Source organism: Sulfuricella sp. (genome assembly GCA_041651995.1).
Lineage (GTDB): Bacteria > Pseudomonadota > Gammaproteobacteria > Burkholderiales > Sulfuricellaceae > Sulfurimicrobium.
On the sequence record JBAZID010000003.1, the window covers coordinates 97105 to 117226 of the forward strand.

The following is a 20122-nucleotide window of genomic DNA, read 5'->3' on the forward strand; positions in this document are numbered from 1 at the left end:
CTGCCTCGTTGGTTATTTAGCTTCGTGGTGCGCGGGCTTGAGGCCCATGATGTCCCAGAACAGCCCGGTGAAAATTCCGTGCGTGAAGGAAATGGCAAAGGCGATCAGGATGGGAATAAAAGTATAGAGCCAGTGGCCTTTTTCGAGCAGGCCGCCTTGGGCGGCACAAGCCGACACATCCGCCTTGTGGAAGTAGACCGCTTCGGCGCCATGACCCACGACACAGGCATCGGGCGTGGTGTGGGCGAAATGCAGGAGAAGGTCGGAATAGTAAAACAGGCCGACATACAGCAGGGCCGTCATGCCACCCCAGAAAATCACTTTACCCCAATGTGCCTTGTGCAGATTCATGGTGACGCTCCTCAAGATAATTCGCTCCTTGCCTCTTGCAAGCTCACGGCACCACCGTTGCCATTCAGATCAGGATTCCGCCCTCAGCTCTCCACCCGGCAGGCGCTTCTGGCATTCGCTGAAGATGCGGTATTGGCAGCTGCGGCAGATTTCAGGGTCCAGCGTGTCGTAAATCGGGTGAATCCAGTTCGACATGGCGGGGAAGAACCCCCCCTCGCCGATATCGTCGAGCTTGTCGGATTTGTGCAGGAATTTGTAGATGGAATCCTTGCAGCGGTAGAAGTACAGGCCGCCGCCCAGCTTTCTTCTTCTCCTGGCTTCCTGGGCCAGCATTTCCGCGCCTGCCACGTCAATGAAATTGACGCCGCTGGCAACAATCAGCACGGTTTTTTGTGCCGGGTTGGCTTCGTCGATCTGCGTCAGGCTGCTCTGCACATGGTCTACCGCGCCGAAAAAAATCGAGCCGTTGATGCGCACGATGCGGAACTGCGGGCATTCGTGCTGGCCGTGGGCGTCCACGAAGTGGTAGGCGCCTTCCTCTTTGGCCGGCACCACCGGGTCAATGGCCGGACGGGACACGCGGTAGAGATAGAGCGTGAGCGAGAGCAGGATGCCGAAGAAGATGCCTTTTTCCAGGTCCACCAGGGTGCCGATCAGGGTCACCCACAGCACCACGGTTTCCGCCTTGCTGGTTTTGCCGATGGAAAAAATATGGTGAAAGTCGATCAGTCCCCAGGCGACCAGGAACAGGATGCCCGCCATCGCGGCGTTAGGCAGGTAAGAAGCCAAGGGCGCTACCATCAGCAGGATCAGCAGCAGGAAAATCGAGGCATACACCGTGGCCAGCGGCGTCTGCGCACCCGCCGCGTAATTCACGCCACTGCGGTTGAAGGAGCCGCACGAGGCATAGCCGGAGAAGAAGCTGCCGATCAGGTTGGACACACCCTGGCCGATGAATTCCTGGTTGCCGTCGATACGCTGCTCGGATTTGGTGGCGATGGAGCGCGAGATGGAAACCGCCTCGGTCAGCGCCAGCATGGTCACCACCAGCGCCGGAAACAGCACCTTGCGCAAGGTATCCAGGCTGAAATCAGGCGCAGATAAGGGCGGCAAATGCGCTGGCAGCGCGCCGACCGTCCTGATCACCGTCGTTTCCGCGCCGAATTCCAGATTGACAAGCAACGCCGCCACGCTGCCGGCCACCATGGCCACGATCATGTAGGGGATTTTCGGCAAGAATCTCTTCGATGCAATGCCGGTCGCCAGCGTGATGGCGCCCACGGTCGCGACATAGGGATTGATGTTGCCGGCCTGCAGGAACAGCTGCTCGATCACCACGTGAAAGTGCGCGCCGCGCTCGATGCTGATGCCGAAGAAATTCTTCACCTGGCTGGCGGCGATGAGCAGTGCCGCGCCGGCGGTAAAGCCGATCACCACGGTGTGGGAAATGAAATTGACCAGCACCCCCATGCGGGCGAGGCCGAGGATGAGCTGGAACAGGCCGGTGAGGAAGGTGAGCGTGAGTACCATGCTGACGAATTGCGGCGAGCCGGGATCGGCGAAGGGGCTGATGGCGGCGAACACCGCGATGGAAATGGCGGTGGTCGGGCCGGACACCAGGTGCAGGCTGGAACCGAACAGGGCGGCGATGATGGCCGGCACCATGGCGGCGTAGAGGCCGTATTCCGGCGGCATGCCGGCGATGGTGGCAAAGGCCACGCCCTGCGGCAGCACGATCATCGCGCCGGTGATGCCGGCGATCAGGTCGGCCTTGGTGGACGCACGGTCAACTAGCGGCCACCAGCGCAAAAAGGGAAACAGCTTGTTAAACCAGAGATTGCAGCTTTGCGGTTTCTTTATCATTGCATCGGATTGCATAATTTAATACTGGTGTTGTATTTTGCATCATAATATCACCGATTAACCTGATACTAGAGATATTAATGATCCGCAAAAACCCGAACGGTGACCTGCCGTCTATCCATGAATCTGCTTATGTAGACCAAACCGCCATCATCTGTGGCAAGGTATTTATTGAAGAGAATGTGTTTGTCGGGCCTTATGCCGTTATCCGGGCCGACGAGGTAAATGAAGACGGGGAAATGGAACCAATTGTGATCGGCGCGAACTCGAACATTCAGGACGGAGTGGTCATCCACTCCAAGGCTGGCGGGCTGGTAAAAATCGGTCGAACCACCTCGATCGCGCACCGCTCCATCGTGCACGGACCGTGCGAGGTAGGCGACAATGTATTCATCGGCTTCAATTCGGTGCTGTTCAACTGCACCGTGGGAGATCGCTCAGTGGTGCGCCACAATTCGGTTGTGGAAGGCTGCTCAATCCCTCCAGGGTTCTATGTCCCCTCAACTACCAACATCCACTCCAGCGAGGAACTACAAACCATCCAACAAGTCACCCCACAGGCTGCGGATTTCTCCGAATCAGTAGCCCGCGCCAACCAGGAACTGGTGAGGGGTTACAAGAAATTGCAGAACGAGTTTTAAGAGCTCACTGCATCTCCAGCTCATAGCGCTTGAGCTTGCGCCATAGCGACACCCGGTCGATGCCCAGTATCTGTGCCGCCAGGGTCTGGTTGCCGCCGGACTCCTGCAGTACCCAGCGGATGTAATCCTTCTCCTGCTCTTCCAGCGAGGGAATGCGTCCATCCTTCTTGCGGAAAGTACGGATGGACAATTCGCGCAGGTCGTCGGGCAGATGGGCAGCCTCGATCACCGGGCCGTTGGCGATGGCGACCCCGCGTTCGATGATATTCTCCAGCTCCCTGATATTGCCGGGGAAATCATAAATCTTGAGCAAATCCATGGCCTCGGGCGCAATCTCGGTCATGTTCTTTTTCATCAGCGTCGCGTATTTGCGCAGGAAGTGATACCCCAGAAGAGGCACATCCTCCTTGCGCTGCGACAGGGGCGGGATGTGCAGGTTGACCACGTTGAGGCGAAAATACAGATCCTGCCGAAAACCACCACCCTGCCGCACCATGTCCTGCACATCGCGGTTCGTTGCTGCGATGAAGCGCACATCTACCTTGATCGGCGAAGTTCCGCCCAGCGGCAGCACTTCCTTCTCCTGTATCACGCGCAGCAGCTTCACCTGCATAGAGGGCGACATCTCGGTAATCTCGTCAAGAAACAGAGTTCCTCCGGAAGCTGTTTCCAGCAGGCCTCTCTTGTCACTGCCGGCGCCGGTGAAGGCCCCCTTGACGTGGCCGAACAGCTCGTTGGCGAGCAGTTCCTCGTTGAAGGCGCCGCAATTGATGGCCAGAAACGGTCCCTCGCTGCGTTCGCTGTGAGTATGGAGGTAGCGCGCGAACAGTTCCTTGCCTGTGCCGGATTCGCCGGTGATCAGGACGTTGCAACCGGTGGGGGCGATCTGGCGCGCCATTTCCAGCAAACGCTGGATGGCGGCATCCTGGGTGATGATCCTGATCTTGCCCTGAAAACTTTCCACTTGCTCGCGCAGGCTACGGTTCTCACGCCGCAGGCGCACCTTTTCCAGTGCCTCGCTTACCACCTGGCGCACTTCATCGAGCCGGAAGGGTTTGGCAATGTAGTAGAAAGCGCCATGCTTCATCGCCTCCACCGCCGATTCCAGGGTAGCAAAACCGGTAATCAGCACGACTTCCGTATCGGCACAGGATTCGCGGCACTTCTTCAATATCTGCATGCCGTCCACCTTCTCCATCCTGAGGTCGGTAAGCACCACGTCGAAGGCCTGCTTTTCAAGGTAAGCAAGTGCATTGGCGCCACTTTGGGTGGCGACGATTTCGTAGCCCTCCTTCTTCATGACATGTTCCAGATTTTTGAGGGCGACCTTTTCGTCGTCCACAATCAGCAGTCTTCCCTGATTAGCCATGCAGTTATATTTCCTTGTGATCTTGATGTAACGGCAGACGGATCAGGAAAGCCGTGCCCTTGCCGGGCTCGCTTTCCACCGCGATGCAGCCGCCGTGTTCCTCGATGATTTCAAAAACGACGAAAAGCCCCAGGCCCGAACCCTTACCCACATCCTTGGTAGTAAAAAACGGGTCAAAAATACGCGGCAGGGTAACGGCGGGGATGCCGCTGCCGTTATCCCGGATTCCGATGTCGACCACCGCTCCACGGTTTTCACAGCGACCCAAGAGATGAAAATGGGCGCCGCTGCCGAGCGGCGGGGAAGCAGAGGCGTCCTCGCGCAGCACGGCACTGATGCGTACCTCACCCGCCCCTTCCAGGGACTCCAGCGCATTCTTGACCAGATTGAGGAACACCTGCTGCAGACGCTGCTTGTCGCCCTGCAGCACAAGGCCCGCCGGCACCTCGACGGTCAGTGCAATCTGGGCTGTCACCTGACCCCTGAGAAAACGCAAGGTTTCCTCAATCAGTTGCGCCAGATTCAGGGGTTCGATCTTGAACTCCCGGTCGCGTGCAAAATCAAGCAGGGAACGGACAATATTGCGCGCCCGGATAGTCTGTTCGTCGATCTGCCCCAGCAACTCGTTCCTGAAAGCCGGATCAGCCGTTTCGCCCTCCTCCATCAGGATCTGGCAGGAAGAGGAAATATTGGATAAAGGGTTGTTAAGCTCATGCGCCACGCCGGAGAGCATTGTTCCGAGCGAAGCCAGCTTCTCGGAGCGCAACAGGTGGCGCAATTCCAGCTCACGCAGGACATGATTGAAGGCATTGACAAGGGAAGCAATCTCGCGGTCATTGGCAGGCATATCGAGCTGCATCAGCTTGCCATTGGCCACTGCTTCCATGCTTTCTTCCATATTTTTCAGCGGCAGGGCCACGCGCCGCGACAAAATCTGGCCGATGGCGATCACCGCCAGCACCAGCAGCGCAATCGAGGCAAGCAGCGCCAGCCGGTAGCGGGCAACCGAGGTTTGCAGCGTGGAGCGCTTGGCGCGGGCGATTTCCTCGGCCACGGCGACGATTTCCTGGCCGAGCTTGCGGATGCGGGCTACCTGGCCTTCTTTGCGAGACTCATCCGCTTCCCCGGCAAGCTCGTATTCGTCCATCAGGACCGCATAGCGGCTCAAACCGTCATGCAGACCAGCGATTCGCGGCGCACTGGCAAATGCGCCGAAGGCCTCGTCATTCTCGCGCAGCAGCGCCTGCGCATGCAGGACATAGCGCCGGTTCTCCACCATGTCCGCAGCCTGCCGGTAGAGAAAATAATTCTTCTCGAAGCGGCGAACCTCCAGGGTGGTATCGAAAAATTCCGAAATCAGCCCTCCAGCAAGAATTTTCTCCTCGATCAGGCGCAGTTCCACGAAAGCGAACAGCGATATGCCGACCATCATGGTGCCGATCGCATAGTAGCCGAAAGTGATTTTCTGGCGCAGTGAGTTCATCGCTGTGGAGCATACAGCAAAACAATTGCAATTTGCAACGAACCATAACACATCGGCAACACCTGATAAAAAGCCATTCAAATAGCGATTTACAATAAAAAACAGATTCATGATTGCAATTTGCAACATAAGAATAGAATCCAAGAGAATCTCCCGTAACCGGCATTTCTCCTTTTTATTCATCACGATAGGAATAGCCATCCAGGCCTGGCACGAAAACCGCTATGTCACAGGCGTCCAAGGGAGGAACGGCGATGTCCCGCATACAACCGGCGCGGCCGGAACCGGAGAGAAAAGTACTGCTTGCCGTGCGCGAGGACAGCATCGACCAGCGCTTGCTTGCATCCGCACTCAGCCTGTGCAAAAGAATGGATGCCGGCCTGGAAATCATGGCGATCGTCAAGGACGAAACCTTGCCCCTGCCATTGCAGGAGCTGCTCGAAACCTTGCGCCAGGAAGGGCTGTATTACAGCCTGACCAGGAAGCCGGCATTGCGGCGGCGCGACATTGTGAATTATGCCAACACGCACGAATGCGTCTCCGCGGTGGTGATCGACTCCCTGGAGGGCTGGGAATCGCTAGCCCAGGACAGGAACAGCGACCCCTGGAAAAAACTGGAATGCCCGCTGGTAACAGCCGCCCCACGTAAATCGAATCAGGAATAAAAAAATGTCCAGCGAAATAGCACAAACATCGAGCCGTTCCATGTCTCTCACCAGGTTCCTGCCCTTTTTGAAGTGGCTCCCCCTGCGCCCTGCCTACCTCAAGGCCGATCTGATCGCCGGCATCACCGTGGCGCTGGTGCTGATTCCCCAGTCCATGGCCTACGCCCAGCTGGCCGGGCTGCCCGCCTACTACGGCCTGTATGCCGCTTTTCTGCCCGGCATCATCGCCGCCATGTGGGGCTCCTCGGCCCAGCTTGCTACCGGCCCGGTAGCCGTGGCCTCGCTGCTGACCGCTTCCGCCCTGGCTCCGCTGGCCGCCACCGGCTCCGAGCAGTTCGTCGCGCTGGCCATCCTGCTGGCCCTGCTGGTGGGGCTGATCCAGCTGGCACTGGGCATTTTCAAGCTCGGCGTGGTGGTCAACTTCCTCTCCCACCCGGTGATCGTCGGCTTCACCAACGCCGCCGCCCTCATCATCGGCCTGTCCCAGCTCAACAAGCTGTTCGGCGTTTCCATGGGCCGCAGCGAGCACTTCATCAATGACATCTGGGGCGTGCTGCAACAGGTCGGCGACACCCATATCCCCACCCTGATCATGGGCGTTTCCGCTTTCGCCATCATGTGGGGGCTGAAGAAATACGCGCCCAAGATGCCCGGCGTGCTGATTGCCGTGGCCGTCACCACCATCGCCAGCTGGTCGCTCGGCTTCGAGCACAATGCCAAGGCCAGAACCGAACAGATCATGACCCCCGAGGTGCGCGAAGTGGCCGACCTGGCCAGCCAGACCGAGGCGCGCATCAGCGCCATCGGCAACCAGATCGCCACCCGGCAGGTGCGCATCAAGAAACTGGAAAAGGAAGAGGGCGACAACGACACCTCCATCGCCACGCTGCACTACGAGGTCGAGTTGCTGGAAGGCACGCTCAAGGACGTGGAGGATGAAAACCGCAAGTCAGCCCGCACGCTGCGCAAGTTCAAGCTGGAACTGGTGCCTGGCGCCAATGGCGCGCCGGACCGGCTCTACCTGAAAGGCACGGTACCGCAGGGCGAGCAGCCCGACGGCTACCGCTATCGCATCAAAAAGCTCAGCGAGGGCGAGCTCAAGCTCTCCGGCGGCGGCGAGGTGGTTGGTGCCATTCCTTCCGGCCTGCCCAAGTTCGGCCTGCCGCAACTGAGCTGGGAGACCATCATGACGCTGCTCTCCAGCGCCCTGGTAATCTCCCTGGTGGGCTTCATGGAAGCCATTTCCATCGCCAAGGCCATCGCCGCGAAGACCAAGCAGCGCATCGACCCCAACCAGGAACTGCTGGGCCAGGGCCTCTCCAACATCGTCGGCAGCTTCAGCCAGGCTTTCCCGGTATCGGGTTCGTTCTCGCGTTCCGCGGTGAACATCGGGGCCGGCGCCAAGACCGGCATGTCCAGCGTTTTTGCCGGGATTATCGTGCTGGTCACCCTGCTGTTCCTCACCCCGCTGCTGTATCACCTGCCGCAGGCGGTGCTGGCGGCGGTGATCATGATGGCGGTGATCGGCCTGGTCAATTTCAAGGCGATCAAGCATGCCTGGCACGCGCACAAGCACGACGGCGTTGCCGCCGTGGTGACCTTCATCGCCACCCTGGCCTTCGCGCCGCACCTCGACAACGGCATCATGGCCGGGGCGGGCCTGGCCATCATCCTTTATCTCTACCGCACCATGTCGCCGCGCGTCGCCATTCTCGGCCGCTACAAGGATGGCACCCTGCGCGACATCAGCGTGCACAAGGATCTGCCGACCGACGAGAACATCATCGTGCTGCGCTTCGACGGCTCGCTGTATTTCGCCAACGTGCCCTTCTTCGAGGACGCCATCCTGGAAGCGGCCGCCAACAAGCCGAACGCGAAATACCTCGTGGTGGTGGGCGACGGCATCAACCAGCTCGACGCCTCCGGCGAGGAAGTCATCCATCACCTGGTGGAGCGCCTGCAAAGCATCGGCATGACCATGGTGTTCACCGGCCTGAAGAAGCAGGTGCTCGATGTCATGCGCCACACCGGCCTGTTCGAGCTGATCACCCAGAACAACATCTTCGCCAACGAGGATCAGGCCTTCGAGGCCATCTATAACTGCCTGGGCACGCACGAAGGCGCTTTCTGCCAGTTGCGGCGCCCGGCATGATGCCGTCGCCGCCATTCAGGCTGGGCAACATCGGGTTCTGAACCGGCCATGCTAAGAATCCTCCTGCTCATTCCCATTCTGGGCGCAGTCCTCATTGCCCTGATGCCGGGCAACAGCCAGCGCCTGATCCGCCTCACCGCCCTGCTTGCGGCAGGCGCGGCCATGGCGCTGGCGTGGGGATTGCTGGGCCGCTTCGACCCCGCCCTCCCGGGCATACAGCTGTTCGAAACCCATGTCTGGAACCCGCGCCTGGGCAGCGCGTTTTCCCTCGGCGTGGACGGCTTTTCCTTCCCCATGGTGCTGCTCGGCACCCTGCTTACCGTGGTCACGCTCCTGGCGTCCAATTGCATCACCAAGCGCGTCAAGGGCTATTACGCCCTGGTCCTGCTGCTGGAATCCGCCATGCTGGGCGTGTTCATGGCGCGCGACTGGTCGCTTTTCTACGTCTTCTGGGAACTGACCCTGATCCCGCTGTTTTTCCTGATCGACCGCTGGGGCGGCGCCAACAAGCACCGCGCGGCACTCAACTTCGTGCTTTACACCATGGGCGGTTCGGTATTCATGCTGATCGCCCTGCTCCTGCTTTACGATGCCAACCCCGGCCACAGCTTCGATATCACTTCCATCGCCCAGGGCGCGCGCGGCCTGCCGCGAGAGACGCAAATCATGATTTTCCTCGGCCTCCTGATCGGTTTCGGGGTCAAGGTGCCGATTTTCCCCCTCCACGGCTGGCTCCCCCTGGCCTACGTGGAAGCCCCCAGCCCGGTGCCCATCCTGCTTTCCGGCATCCTCGCCAAGATGGGCGCCTATGGACTGATCCGCGCCGCGGAAATGCTGCCCCTGGCGGTGCAGGCGCTGCAGGGCTGGCTCGCCGCTTTAGGCATGATCAGCATGATCTACGGCGGGGTGCTGGCCTGGCACCAGCGCGACCTGAAAAAAATGGTGGCCTACTCCTCCATGTCGCACATGGGCGTGGTGGTGCTGGGCATTGCCACGCTCAATGAAGCCGGCCTCAACGGCGCGGTGATGCAGATGGTGGCGCACGGGCTGGTGGCCGGCTCGCTGTTCCTGCTCATCGGCCTGCTGTACGAGCGCACCCACACCCGCGACATCGCCGACTACAGCTCGCTGGTGCAGGTCATGCCGCGCTTCGCCTTTTTCACCGTACTGGCGCTGGTCGCGGCGGTAGGGTTTCCCGGCACGGCGGGCTTCATTGCCGAAATTCACGTCCTGGCGGGCGGTTTCGCGCGCTGGAGCGGCTGGATCATCATCCTTTCCCTGAGCGTGCTGATCAGCGCCGCCTACGCCTTCAGAACCGTGGGGCACCTGTTCACCGGACCGGTGCGCGAAGAGATGCGCCAGATCCCCGATCTCAGCCGGGCTGAACTCGCCGCCGTGAGCGTGCTGGCGAGCGGCATTCTGCTGGTGGGCATTTTTCCCGGCGCGGCCCTGGGGCTGATTTCCTCCTCGGTCGGGCAATTGAGCAAGGTGTTTGGCTGAGATGAACCTGAAAAAACCAGTTAACCACGGAGTTCACGGAGAGCACGGAGAGCACGGAGTAAAAACACTTCGGCAAACTCAGTGCATCGCAATCGATTGCATATCGTTTGGCATTCATCCGTTGGGTGAAGCCATAAAAGGCCCAAGATTGCCTTTGCGAGTTGGGCAACAAGCCGCCCATCCCTGCCTACCCCGCTTCTCCGTGTCCTCCGTGTTCTCCGTGGTTTCAAACTAAGGTTCAGGATGAACGCAGACACGCCAAACCGCGACATCCGCACCCGCCTGCATGCGCTGATTCATCACTTCGAGCATGTCCTGCCCGCGCAGGCGCCGATCCGGGATTTCGTCCACCACAACACGCTGCACGGCTTTCAGCACCTGCCTTTCGACCAGGCGCTCGCCGCCTCGTGCAAGCTCACCGGCGCCCAGGGCTATCTGCCGGAGGAACGCTACCGCGCCTGGTTTGCCGAGGGCCGCATCACGCGCGGCGACCTGGTTGCCGCGCTCGACAGCCTGCCCGCGCTCGACGCCGCTGCCGTAGTGGCGCACACCACTACCGGCCCGCTGCAGCGCCGCGACGTGCTGATACCCGGCCTGCTGCATTCCTTCAAGCGCCTGTCGCGCAGCCAGCTTAAATGGCAGGTGGAGGAGCTGCATGCCCTGGAACGTTTCCAGCCCACGGCCGGGCAGGAAAGCAGAAACCGCCTGACCACGGGCACGGATGAAAAAACCGCCCTGACTGAACTGTGGTCCGCCTGCCTCACCACCCTGGGACTGGAACATGAGCTGCGCCACCCGGAAGAGCTGCTCGATCCTTCGCCCGACCACGTTGAGGCAATGGCCGCGCGCATCGCGGAGGAAACCGGCCACGCTGGCGAAGGCCCGCTGGTGGAGCGGCTGATCCGCAAGGACGCCGCCCATCTGCTCGACACCCTGCTCGACAAGGTGGGCAGCGAATGGACCTTGCGCGGCCTGCTGCTGGCCCTGACCGGCGAGGATCTGCTGGACGAGATCCGCCCGCTGCTGATCCGCTACCTGTCAGCCCACCTCGACCAGGGCATGGCCGCCTGGCACAACCCGGCGCGGCCCAAAGGCTTCTACGCCGCCTGCCGCGAAAGCGCGGAAAACGACCTGTCCTGGGTGCTCAACGACCTTTCCGACTGGCGCATGCTGGCCGACCGCCTGCCCGCCGATCCGCTCGACACCATCATCCAGGAGCTGCGCCTGTTCGGCCTGCCCGAGGAGCGCTGGGAAGGCTACCTGGAACGGCTGGCGCTGGAGATTCCAGGCTGGTCCGGCATGGCGCTGTGGCGCCACAACCACCCCGGCTATGGCGGCATGGCCACGCCGGTGGACATGATGGACTACCTCGCCGTGCGCCTGGTGATGGAGCGCCTCTTCGCCCAGCGCCTGTGCCGCCGCCACTGGCGCATCGAAGCCACGCTTTCGGGGCTGCGCTGGTACTTCCGCCATCTGCCCGCCGAACTGATGGTGCGCCACGCCCTGTTCGAGGGCCGCCTGCCGGAATATCTCATCAGCTTCGCCGAACAACTCACGCGCGAAGCCCCCAACCGCAAGGAAAACACCCACGACGAGGGCTGGCAAACCATGGCCCAGCTGCTGTGGAGCTGGCAGCAGACCCCCGCCGGCGACCGGCGCGGCGGCGTCAGCGTTTCCGGCTCGGCTTGGCCGCTGTTCTGTCTCGCCCAGCACCTCGGCCTGGCGGGCCGCGACATTTCGGCCATGGGGCGCGCTGGCGCGGAAGCCCTGCTCGACTGCCTCAAGCTGCTGGATTCCGGCCAGCGCGGTTATGTCTGGCTGCTGGCTTACGAGCGCAACTACCGCGAGCAAATTTTTGCCGCCCTGCAGGCCAACCATGAACGCGGGCCGTGGAAAACGCGCGAGCGCCTGCCCGAGGCCCAGCTGGTTTTTTGCCTGGACGACCGCGAGGAAGGCCTGCGCCGCCATGTCGAAGAAGTCAACCCGCGGCTCGAAACCCTGGGCGCGGCGGCCCATTACGGCATCTTCATGAACTGGCGCGGGCTGGATGACAAGGAGGCAGGCCCGCTGTGCCCGGTCATCCCCGTGGTCATCATCCCCGCCCACGAAGTCCGGGAAATCGAGCAGGCAGGTTTTGAACAGCAGCGCGCGGCGCATGACCAGCGCCACGAGCGGCGCATGCGCTGGTCCAGACACCTGCACCAGGACACGCGCCGGGGACTGATCCTGCCCGCGCTGATCGCGGCCGCGGCGGCTCCGGCCACGCTCGCCGTGCTGGGCGGCAAGCTGCTGGCGCCGGCGCGCATGGGGCGATGGGCAAAAAAACTCGCCAGCGCCTTCGACCGGCCCGTTCCCACCCGCATTACCCTGACCGCGCCCGACGACAGTCCCGCTGCCACGCCGCAAGCGCCGCGCCTGGGCTTTACCGGCAGCGAGCAGGCCGAGCGCATGTACGGTTTCCTGCGCGGCATGGGCCTGGCTTCAGGTTTTGCGCCGCTGGTGGTCATCGCCGGGCATGGCTCCAACAGCCAGAACAACCCGCACATGGCCGCCTACGATTGCGGCGCCTGCTCGGGCCGCCACAGCGGCCCCAACGCGCGCGCCTTCGCCACCATGGTCAACCGCCCGGAAATCCGCGCCATGCTGGCCGAAAAAGGCATCGTCATTCCCGCATCGACCTGGTTTCTGAGCGCGGAACACAACACCTGCGACGACATCGTGACCTGGTACGACGAGGACCTCGTCCCCGAACCACTGCAAGCCGCCTTTGCCAAACTGCGCCAGGAAGTGGCGCAGGCATCCCGCCTGCACGCCCAGGAACGCTGCCGCCGCTTCGCCTCCGCGCCCGGCAACCCCGCCCTGATGAAAGCCTGGCGCCACATCCAGAACCGCCGCCACGATTTCTCCCAGCCGCGCCCGGAGCTGGGGCACGCCACCAATGCCTGCGCCTTCATCGGGCGGCGCTCCATGAGCCGGGGGGCATTTTTTGACCGGCGCGCTTTCCTGATTTCATACGATACGACCATCGACCCGGAAGGCCTGATCCTGGAACGCCACCTGCTGATCAACGGCCCGGTCGGCGCCGGAATTTCGCTCGAATATTATTTTTCCATGGTGGACAACGAATACTACGGCTGCAGCAGCAAGATCATGCACAACATCGCCGGGCTGTTCGGCGTCATGGAGGGCGCCTCCTCCGACCTGCGCACCGGCCTGCCGCGCCAGATGATCGAAATTCACGAGCCGATGCGCCTCTTGGTGGTGGTGGAAGCCAAAATCGAGCTGATCACCGCCATCTACCAGCGCCAGCCTGCCTTGCAGGAGCTGGTCGGCAAGGAATGGATGGTAGTCGCCGCCAAGGACCCGGACAGCGCGGACATCCAGCTGTTCGACCCGGCCCGGGGCTGGCTGCCCTGGCATGGCAATGAGGAAACGCTGCCCACCGTGGCGCGCTCCCTCGACTGGTTCGCGGGCCGGCGCGACCCGCTGCCGCCCGCGCTGCTGCAATGCCCGGTCGAACTGGAGGCCGGGAAATGAATATTGAAATTTCATTGCATAACCACGGAGGGCACGGAGAGCACGAAGAAAAGCAATCCTGGGATATTTGCAGCCTCGCCTGGAAGATGGTCACCCTGCAGCATGCCATCGGCCGTTTTAACTCCGTGCTCTCCGTGCTCTCCGTGCCCTCCGTGGTTAAAAAATGGATTTCAGCATGAACTACCTGCTCGAACTGGCCCCGCAACAGGCCTGGCTGATCCCCCTGCTGCCCCTGCTGGGCGCGGCGGGAATTGCGCTGCGCATCCTCAGCGGGAGCGATAAAGGCGACCTGGCCGAACCGCTCAGCGCACGCATTGCCATTTACTGTGCCGGAACCGCGCTGCTGCTGCTGCTCGGCCTGGATATCCTCGCCCTCTTCGAGGGCGTGCCGGGCCATGTACGCGTCGGCACCTGGTTCTCCAGCGGCGCAATCAATCTGCCCGTCAGCTTCATGCTCGACGCACTGTCGCTGCCCATCGCCACGCTGGTCGCCTTCATAGCCACCTTTACCCTGATGTTCTCGCGCAACTACCTGCACCGCGAGGCCGGTTTCCACCGCTTCTTCCTCGGCATGAGCCTGTTTACTGCCGGCATGCTGCTGATCGTTCTGGCCGGCAACGTGGCGCTGACCTTCGCCGGCTGGGAACTGGCGGGGGTCAGTTCCTGGATGCTGATCGGCTATGCCTATGACCGCCCCACCGCCAGCATCAATGCGCTGCGCGCCATTGTCACCAACCGTATCGGCGATGCCGGTTTCATCCTCGGCATTTCGCTGGCATTCATCTGGCTAGGCAGCGTGGAATGGCCCAGCCTGCTGCACGCCAACCAGCTCGGCACGCTCTCCGCCGGTTTGCTCGCCCTGGGTTTCGTGGTGGCGGCGCTGGCCAAGTCGGCGCAAGTCCCCTTCTCGCCCTGGATCGCCCGCGCGCTGGAAGGCCCGACCCCCTCCTCGGCGATTTTCTACGGCGCCCTGATGGTGCATGCCGGGGTATATCTGCTGATACGCATGGAACCGCTGCTGCGCCAGGCGCCCGCGCTGATGTCGCTGATCGCGGTGCTGGGCCTGCTCACCGCACTGTATGGCTATTTCAGCGGCCTCACCCAGAGCGACGTGAAAAGCGCGCTGATGTTCGCCACCACCACCCAGGTCGGGCTGATGTTCCTCGCCTGCGGAATGGGCTGGTTCACGCTCGCCGCCTGGCACCTCGGGCTGCACGCCAGCTGGCGCGCCTGGCAGTTCCTCGCCTCGCCCTCCTACATGCACCTGATGGGCGGCCCCACCCGGGCTGCCCCGGCTTGGCTGCAGGGCAAACAAAAGCTTTACACCGCCGCGCTGCAACGCTTCTGGCTGGAGCACCTGAGCGACTGGCTGCTGGTGAGGCCCACCCAGCAACTCGCGAGGGACGTCCGCAACCTGGATGACAACGTGGTGAGCCGCCTGGTCGGCCTGCCCGAATCCGCGGTGGTCCCGGCCTTCAAGGTGGCAAGCGGCGAAGAAATGAATCAGGACAAAATCGTGCGTGGCAGCGGTTTGGCTGGCGCATTCCTGGAATGGGCCGCGCTCAAGCTGCACCGCTTCGAATCGCGCCTGCTGTTCCAGGGCGGCGATAGCAGGCTGAGCCGCACCCTGGCTCACATCGGCAGCTATCTGCTGGCGATGGAGGGGCTGCTCTCGCAGCCGCGCTATCTCCTGCTGCTGATCATGGCAACCCTGGTGGTGATTCTGTGATGATGCTGAACGAAATACATTGGACCCAGCAGGCGGCCTACCCCATTCTCGGCATGCTGCAACTGGTTCCCCTGCTGGGCGCCGGCCTGCTGCTCATGCTCGGGGAGCGGCGCGACGCCATAGTCATCGGCCGGGGTGTCGCCATTATCGAGCTGCTGCTGGCGATCGACCTGTTCCGCACCATCAAGGCTGCCTCACCCGCCTTTCAGCTGGCCGAAAAACTGGTCCTGCTCGACCCCTTTTCCTATCATGCCGCCGCCGATGGCGTCACCGTGCTGTTCGTCCTGCTCACCGCGCTGCTGGTGCTGCTGCTCACCATCTACAGCCTGGTGCGCGGCCTGGCCGAGCCGGCACGCCTGCTGGCGGTCATCCTGGCGGTTGAAGGCGTGCTGATGTCGCTGCTGGTGACCACCAACCTGCTGTGGTTCGTGCTCGCCTCCGCGCTGGAACTGGGGCTGGTCGGCTATCTGCTGTGGAACTGGGCCACCTCGCCGGAAAAAGACACCATGCTGGCGCGCTTCTATCAGTTCCAGGGCACCGGCCTGTTGCTGCTGCTGCTGGGCACCCTGCTGCTGGGCTGGTTCCACGCCGAGGCGACGGGTGGCGACTGGAGTTTCGAACTGGCCGATCTGAGCGCCGTGCCCATCAGCGGCGCGGTCGGCTCGGTGATTTTCTTCCTGCTGTTCTATGGCCTGGGTATTCGCGCCCCGATCTTTCCCCTGCACGGCTGGCTGCCCTGGGTGACGCAGCACGGCAATGTCGCCATCGCGCCCGCCATCCTGCTCGGCGTCAAGGTCGGCATCTACGGCCTGGTGCGTTTCGTGTTCCCCATCGTCCCGGATGCGGTGGTGCAATGGCATAGCTTCGCCGTGGCCTTCGCCGCGGCAGGGGTGTTCTACGCCGCCTTCCTGGCCTTCCTGCAAAGCGATTTGCGCCGCCTGATGGCCTTCGCCGTGGTCAGTCACACCAGTCTGCTGATTATCGGGCTGTTCTCGCTGCACGCCGAGGGCTTCCAGGGCAGCATCCTGCTGGCGGTCAATTTCGGTCTGGCCATGACGGTGATGCTGTTCATGGTCGGCTTTGTCTATCGCCGTACCCGCACCACCGTGCTCGACCAGCTGGGCGGCCTGTTCGACCGCATCCCCTTCATCGGCGCCAGTTTCCTGCTCGGCGGCCTGGCCATCGTGGGCATGCCCGGCACGCCAGGCTTCGATGCTGTCCATCTGGTGCTGGAAGCCTCCATCGAACGCCTTGGCGCCCTGCTCACCGTCGCTGTGGCGCTGGGCAACGTGGTGGCGGCGGGCTTCCTGCTGTGGGCCTTCCAGCGCGCCTTCCTCGCGCCGCGCGGCGAAACATCCAGGGTAGGCGCCATCGAACGCACCCTGCCCATGGAATACCTGGTAGCCGGGAGCGCCGTGGCCGTATTGCTCATCGCCGGCTTCTACCTCGAACCCTGGATGAAGCTGATCGAGGCGCCGCTGCATGCGCTGGCGGGGAGATTCGCACACCCATGAACCTAGAAAAAGCTGTTAACCACGGAGTTCACGGAGAACACGGAGTAAAAACAATAGATAGCATGATATTTGGCAATCACCCGTTGGGTGACCGCAAACTACCTTTGCGAGTTGGGCGACAAGTCGCCCATCCCTGCCTACCCTGCTTCTCCGTGTTCTCCGTGCCCTCCGTGGTTATCGAACTGAGGTTTTTAGGATGAACATGCCTCTGCTAAGCCTGCTCTTTCTCACCCTGCCGCTCGGCGCCGCGCTGACCTGGCTGCTGCCGCGCCCGGAATGGGCGAAGCGCATCGCCCTGGCGACGGTCCTGCTCGACCTGGGCATCGTTCTGGCGGTGATATTCCGGTTCGACCCCAGCCAGTCCGGTTTTCAGCTGGTGGAGCAGGCGCGCTGGATTCCCAGCCTCAACATCCAGTACCTGGTCGGCGTGGACGGCATTTCCCTGCTGTTCCTGCCCGCCACCATCCTGCTGTTCATCGGCGTCATCCTGTCTTCGTGGAACAGCGTGACCACCTTGCCGCGCCTCTACTACAGCCTGCTGCTGGTGCTGGAAACGGCCACCCTGGGCATTTTCTGCTCGCTCGACACGATGCTGTTTTTCTTCTTCTGGGAACTGTCGCTGATCCCGCTCTATTTCCTGGTGAGCCTGTGGGGGATCGGGCCGAACCGGCGCTATGCGGCGGTCAAATACATCCTGGTGATGGTGGCGGGCGGCATCCCCCTGCTGTTCGGCTTCATCCTGCTCGCCTTCAGCCATGCGACCAGCGGCGGAGAACTGGTATTTGACCTGCCTACCTTGCTGGCAACGCCGATCCCCGCAAAAATGCAGCTCGCGGTGTTTTTACTCCTGCTGCTGGGGTTTGCCGTCAAGATTCCGGTTTTCCCGCTCCATACCTGGCTGCCGCTGGTGGCCATGGAGGGGCCGGCGGCGGTCACTGCCCTGCTGGTCGGCATCAAGCTCGGCGCCTACGGCCTGATCCGCTTCGCCATCCCGCTGGCGCCGCAAGCGGCACAACAGATGCACTGGCTGCTGGTGGCGCTGGGGACCATGGGCGTGATATATGGTGCGGTCGCCGCGCTGGCGCAAACCAATCTGCGCCGCATGCTGGCCTATGCCAGCCTGTCGCACGTGGGCCTGGTGGTGCTGGGGGTTGCCTCTTACGACTTGCAGGGATTGCAGGGATCGGTGCTGCAACTGCTCAATTTCACCCTGGCGGCGGGCGGCGGTTTCCTGCTCATCAGCGCCCTGCACCACCGCACCGGCTCGACAGACCAGTTGAGCCTGGGCGGTGCGGCACGCTCCATGCCGATGCTCGCGAGTTTCTTTCTGCTGTTCGGCTTCGCCGGCATGGGCCTGCCGGGCACCAGCGGATTTCCCGCGGAATTGCTGATTCTGATTTCGGTGTTCAAGCACCACACCGGCGCGGGACTTGCCGCCCTGTTCGCCATGGTGCTGGGTGCAGCCTATTTCCTCAGCCTTTACCGCAAAACCTTCCTTGGCCCGGTCACCAATCCGGTGGTGGCGGATGCCATGGACCTGCGGCCGCGCGAGCTGGCAATCGCCGTGATCTTTGCCTTCCTGATCCTGGCTGTTGGTTTTTATCCCTCACTCGTGCTAGATGTGATCAAACCGGCTGGTGAAGCCTGGGTTGCTAATTTTCAGAAACGGTAAGCATCAAAGGCGTGGCTTAGCCACCCCGCGCAGCGCAGACGACTTGCCGCATCCATTCGGGCCACTAAAGAAGATACGCGAAGCGGTTTCGCCGCTTCAGTCATCGCGGAAATCGAAAACCTGTGAGCCGAGGGGGCCGGCATTGTGAGTATGGATGGATTAGATTTTCATTGTGGTTCAAGGTCCGGTCTCACCACTAACCGCATGAAGAATCCTTAACTTCAAATCTTCCGGATAATCATCATCCATGATTATGGATACCACGATTTCACCAAGTAGTTCTTTACCAATTTTGTCCTCAGCCAGCCAGACCGCGATGTTTTCCATTTCACAGACAAATTTGGTGACACAGTAGTCAAAGCCATTCAATTCAAGGAAATACGCACCCAAGGCGATGCTGGAACGCTTGTTGCCATCATTGAAAGCATGAAATTTGTTGATGGCAAAAATGAGGTGCGACAGTTTTCCCTCAAACTCCGGGTAGTAGAGGTCGTTCTGGATATGATCAAGAACACTCTCAAGGTAGCCGATTTCCCGGATACCAGCCAAGCCACCTGAATTTTCGATGATCCAGTCATGCTCCCGAATCGCGTGGGCGGCATCGAAATAGAATATCCGGATGTCGCTCATGTCACCGATCTTTAAGGCGCTTGAATACCGCTAGCGTTTCAGGATCGCTTAATCGCTCTTCCAGCGTCCGGCTGGTTTCTCCCAAGAAGCGCTCAAAGTCGGCTTCCGGCACGGTCTGAACATACGACTCCAGCGCATGATGCAAGGCATCCCTGAAACACAAATCACGGCTTGCCATACGGCTGCGCGCATCGTCCAGGATTGGTTTCATGTATGGGCTGGCTTCCGCATCGGCAATCATGGCATCCAGTTCGCGCGGGGTCAGTTTGCGCCCCTGAGCTTCAACAAATTGCTGCATGTGGCCTGCCAGTCCACTTTCAAAACTGGCGATGGTGCGCAGCACCTCCGCATACATGGTTTCACGGGTATTGTCCTTGTCGGCCAGCTTCAGAATCTGGCGATACTGCTGGGCGTTTTCCTTGAAAATTGCCTTGTAAATCTTGTCCGTGTAAATGCTGTATTTCATATCGCCCATCGACAGGCAATCACGCAGGGCATCGGTAAACACTTGCCGGTAGCTGAATTCCTGGTACGCCGCAGGCAAGTAATCCTGGTCGCGCTGGTTGATGAACTTGGTATGCCCGCCGGAGCGTTCCGCTACCACGTCCAGCACGATGTCCAGAATACGGCTACGGATGGCGCGGGCTTTCTCGCTTTCGGTCAGCAACATGGCGAGATTAAGCAGCGCCCGGAAGCTGAACACCCCAAGGGTTGCCGCCTTGTCTCCGACATTGATGTCGGAGACATGGGCTAACTTGAAGTTTTTAAGAGATTTTCCCTTTAACAGGCGATAACCGTTTTGGCTCAGTTCGTCCCCGTTGCTGGCCAGGTAGCGCTCGATGGTGCGGTCGTCTACCTCAAACAGTTCTGCGGCTTGGGCCTTGGTAAATACACTCTCACCGTCATAAGGCAAACCGCCCAACGCCAGATGCGCCTCGGCCTTTGCCAAGGCATAGCGGTTATTGAGAATATTCTGGCGCTCGCGCTGCGAGGTGGTCAGGTCTTCAGCCATAGTT

At 61.2% G+C, this 20122-nt stretch carries 15 protein-coding genes; 9 read left to right on the plus strand and 6 right to left on the minus strand.

Annotated features, from left to right (window positions below):
* Positions 1-12 precede the first annotated feature (12 nt).
* Both WC392_06845 and WC392_06850 read right to left on the minus strand, forming a co-directional pair.
* Complete coding sequence (locus WC392_06845) at positions 13-351, minus strand: hypothetical protein (protein ID MFA5242078.1); 339 nt, start codon at positions 349-351, stop codon at positions 13-15.
* 69 nt (positions 352-420) lie between these two features.
* Complete coding sequence (locus WC392_06850; GenBank protein ID MFA5242079.1) at positions 421-2214, minus strand: SulP family inorganic anion transporter; 1794 nt, start codon at positions 2212-2214, stop codon at positions 421-423.
* 80 nt (positions 2215-2294) lie between these two features.
* Between WC392_06850 and WC392_06855 the strand changes: the two genes are divergently transcribed.
* Positions 2295-2855 carry a carbonate dehydratase gene (locus WC392_06855; protein MFA5242080.1) on the plus strand — a complete coding sequence of 187 codons (561 nt, stop codon included), beginning with the start codon at positions 2295-2297 and terminating at the stop codon, positions 2853-2855.
* A gap of 4 nt (positions 2856-2859) precedes the next feature.
* On the opposite strand, the gene WC392_06860 is transcribed toward WC392_06855, so the two are convergent.
* Entirely contained in the window at positions 2860-4224 is a 1365-nt protein-coding gene (locus tag WC392_06860) for a sigma-54 dependent transcriptional regulator (protein MFA5242081.1), read from the minus strand.
* Positions 4225-4228: 4 nt separating this feature from the next.
* The gene (locus tag WC392_06865) at positions 4229-5707 is read right to left on the minus strand and encodes an ATP-binding protein (protein ID MFA5242082.1); all 1479 of its coding nucleotides are present in this window, start codon (positions 5705-5707) and stop codon (positions 4229-4231) included.
* Between the two features lie 254 nt (positions 5708-5961).
* Here WC392_06865 and WC392_06870 point away from each other — a divergent pair, with 254 nt between their 5' ends.
* From WC392_06870 to WC392_06905, 8 genes are all read left to right on the plus strand, one after another.
* Positions 5962-6372, plus strand: coding sequence for a hypothetical protein (locus WC392_06870; protein ID MFA5242083.1), 411 nt, complete (start codon positions 5962-5964; stop codon positions 6370-6372).
* 4 nt (positions 6373-6376) lie between these two features.
* Positions 6377-8524, plus strand: a complete 2148-nt coding sequence (locus tag WC392_06875) for a solute carrier family 23 protein (protein MFA5242084.1) — start codon at positions 6377-6379, stop codon at positions 8522-8524.
* Between the two features lie 48 nt (positions 8525-8572).
* Positions 8573-10024 (plus strand): NADH-quinone oxidoreductase subunit M, encoded by a 1452-nt coding sequence (locus tag WC392_06880; GenBank protein MFA5242085.1) that lies wholly within the window; start codon positions 8573-8575, stop codon positions 10022-10024.
* Between the two features lie 243 nt (positions 10025-10267).
* Positions 10268-13561, plus strand: coding sequence for a DUF2309 domain-containing protein (locus tag WC392_06885; protein MFA5242086.1), 3294 nt, complete (start codon positions 10268-10270; stop codon positions 13559-13561).
* The gene (locus tag WC392_06890; protein ID MFA5242087.1) at positions 13558-13740 is read left to right on the plus strand and encodes a hypothetical protein; all 183 of its coding nucleotides are present in this window, start codon (positions 13558-13560) and stop codon (positions 13738-13740) included. Before WC392_06885 ends, WC392_06890 begins: the two co-directional genes overlap by 4 nt.
* On the plus strand, positions 13737-15290 hold the full coding sequence (locus WC392_06895) for a proton-conducting transporter membrane subunit (protein ID MFA5242088.1): 1554 nt from the start codon (positions 13737-13739) through the stop codon (positions 15288-15290). The genes WC392_06890 and WC392_06895 overlap by 4 nt, the downstream gene beginning before the upstream one ends.
* Entirely contained in the window at positions 15290-16804 is a 1515-nt protein-coding gene (locus WC392_06900) for a proton-conducting transporter membrane subunit (GenBank protein MFA5242089.1), read from the plus strand. Before WC392_06895 ends, WC392_06900 begins: the two co-directional genes overlap by 1 nt.
* A gap of 202 nt (positions 16805-17006) precedes the next feature.
* Positions 17007-18476, plus strand: a complete 1470-nt coding sequence (locus WC392_06905) for an NADH-quinone oxidoreductase subunit M (protein MFA5242090.1) — start codon at positions 17007-17009, stop codon at positions 18474-18476.
* A gap of 177 nt (positions 18477-18653) precedes the next feature.
* On the opposite strand, the gene WC392_06910 is transcribed toward WC392_06905, so the two are convergent.
* Complete coding sequence (locus WC392_06910) at positions 18654-19106, minus strand: type II toxin-antitoxin system death-on-curing family toxin (protein ID MFA5242091.1); 453 nt, start codon at positions 19104-19106, stop codon at positions 18654-18656.
* Position 19107: 1 nt separating this feature from the next.
* Positions 19108-20118, minus strand: a complete 1011-nt coding sequence (locus WC392_06915) for a DNA-binding protein (protein MFA5242092.1) — start codon at positions 20116-20118, stop codon at positions 19108-19110.
* Positions 20119-20122 lie beyond the last annotated feature (4 nt).

Excerpts from the sequence above, each read along its gene's own strand:
- WC392_06855 (MFA5242080.1), top strand. The coding sequence starts at position 2,295 with ATGATCCGCAAAAACCCGAACGGTGACCTGCCGTCTATCCATGAATCT.
- WC392_06895 (MFA5242088.1), top strand. The coding sequence starts at position 13,737 with ATGAACTACCTGCTCGAACTGGCCCCGCAACAGGCCTGGCTGATCCCC.
- WC392_06900 (MFA5242089.1), top strand. The coding sequence starts at position 15,290 with ATGATGCTGAACGAAATACATTGGACCCAGCAGGCGGCCTACCCCATT.
- WC392_06910 (MFA5242091.1), bottom strand. The coding sequence starts at position 19,106 with ATGAGCGACATCCGGATATTCTATTTCGATGCCGCCCACGCGATTCGG.
- WC392_06845 (MFA5242078.1), bottom strand. The coding sequence starts at position 351 with ATGAATCTGCACAAGGCACATTGGGGTAAAGTGATTTTCTGGGGTGGC.
- WC392_06890 (MFA5242087.1), top strand. The coding sequence starts at position 13,558 with ATGAATATTGAAATTTCATTGCATAACCACGGAGGGCACGGAGAGCAC.
- WC392_06880 (MFA5242085.1), top strand. The coding sequence starts at position 8,573 with ATGCTAAGAATCCTCCTGCTCATTCCCATTCTGGGCGCAGTCCTCATT.
- WC392_06870 (MFA5242083.1), top strand. The coding sequence starts at position 5,962 with ATGTCCCGCATACAACCGGCGCGGCCGGAACCGGAGAGAAAAGTACTG.
- WC392_06915 (MFA5242092.1), bottom strand. The coding sequence starts at position 20,118 with ATGGCTGAAGACCTGACCACCTCGCAGCGCGAGCGCCAGAATATTCTC.
- WC392_06865 (MFA5242082.1), bottom strand. The coding sequence starts at position 5,707 with ATGAACTCACTGCGCCAGAAAATCACTTTCGGCTACTATGCGATCGGC.
- WC392_06860 (MFA5242081.1), bottom strand. The coding sequence starts at position 4,224 with ATGGCTAATCAGGGAAGACTGCTGATTGTGGACGACGAAAAGGTCGCC.
- WC392_06885 (MFA5242086.1), top strand. The coding sequence starts at position 10,268 with ATGAACGCAGACACGCCAAACCGCGACATCCGCACCCGCCTGCATGCG.
- WC392_06875 (MFA5242084.1), top strand. The coding sequence starts at position 6,377 with ATGTCCAGCGAAATAGCACAAACATCGAGCCGTTCCATGTCTCTCACC.
- WC392_06905 (MFA5242090.1), top strand. The coding sequence starts at position 17,007 with ATGCCTCTGCTAAGCCTGCTCTTTCTCACCCTGCCGCTCGGCGCCGCG.
- WC392_06850 (MFA5242079.1), bottom strand. The coding sequence starts at position 2,214 with ATGATAAAGAAACCGCAAAGCTGCAATCTCTGGTTTAACAAGCTGTTT.